Source organism: Pseudomonas sp. P5_A2_2, from assembly GCF_054177685.1.
Map to the genome: position 1 here is coordinate 1 of NZ_JBGCUL010001267.1, position 1,137 is coordinate 1,137.

At 64.0% G+C, this 1,137-nt stretch carries 2 protein-coding genes; both read left to right on the plus strand.

Annotated features, from left to right (window positions below):
- Positions 1-319, plus strand: a 319-nt coding sequence (locus tag ACXRVY_RS30695) for a cytosine permease (protein WP_458239165.1), incomplete at its 5' end; no start/stop codon positions are given.
- 56 nt (positions 320-375) lie between these two features.
- Positions 376-1,104: an aspartate/glutamate racemase family protein gene (locus ACXRVY_RS30700; protein WP_458239166.1), complete on the plus strand. Its 729-nt coding sequence runs from the start codon at positions 376-378 to the stop codon at positions 1,102-1,104.
- Positions 1,105-1,137 lie beyond the last annotated feature (33 nt).

Genomic DNA, 1,137 nt, shown 5'->3' on the forward strand with positions numbered 1-1,137 from the left:
GTTGTACGGCGTGATCATGGTCGACTACTGGCTGGTGCGAAAAGGCCAGGTCAACGTACCGCAGTTGTACAGCGAAGACCCGAATGGCGCTTATTACTACAGCCGCGGGGTCAATTTACGCGCGGTGGCGGCGTTCATTCCCGCCGCCCTGATCGCCATCGTCCTGGCCCTGGTGCCGGGGTTCCACAGCGTTTCGCCGTTCTCCTGGCTGATTGGTGCCGGCATCGCCGGGATGCTCTACCTGATCATCGCCAAGCGCCAACCGCACTACGCCGATGTCAGCGGTGAAGCCATCGCCGTCGATAACGTCAGCCACTGATCCTGTTGCGGCCCGGTGTTGTCGGGCCGCAGAACCAACTGCAATAAGGACTCCCCATGCGCATTCTCGTGGTCAACGTCAACACCACCGAATCCATTACCCAGGCCATTGCCCGCTCGGCGCAGGCCGTCGCGTCGCCCGGCACGGAAATCGTCGGCCTCACCCCGCACTTCGGCGCCGACTCCATCGAGGGCAACTTCGAAAGTTACCTGGCAGCCATCGCGGTCATGGACCGGGTGATGTCCTACGATCAGCCTTTCGACGCTGTGATCCAGGCCGGCTATGGCGAGCATGGCCGTGAAGGCTTGCAGGAGCTGCTCAATGTGCCAGTGGTGGACATCACCGATGCCGCCGCCAGCACGGCGATGTTCCTCGGTCACGCCTACTCCGTGGTCACCACCCTCGATCGCACCGTGCCGCTGGTCGAAGATCGCCTCAAGCTCTCCGGCCTATGGGACCGTTGCGCCTCGGTACGGGCCAGTGGTTTGGCGGTGCTGGAACTGGAGCACGAACCGCAGCGCGCACTGGAGGCCATCGTGCATCAGGCCGAACTGGCGGTGACCCAGGACAAGGCCGAAGTGATTTGCCTGGGCTGCGGTGGCATGGCCGGGCTGGACGAGCAGATTCGCCGGCGTACCGGGGTACCGGTGGTGGATGGGGTGACGGCGGCGGTGACTATTGCCGAATCGTTGGTGCGGTTGGGGTTGTCGACGTCGAAAGTGCGGACTTACGCAACGCCGCGGYCGAAGAACATCATTGGCTGGCCGGGGCGGTTTGCCCGGTAGACCGCGGCGCCCCGATCGCGAGCAAGCTCGCTC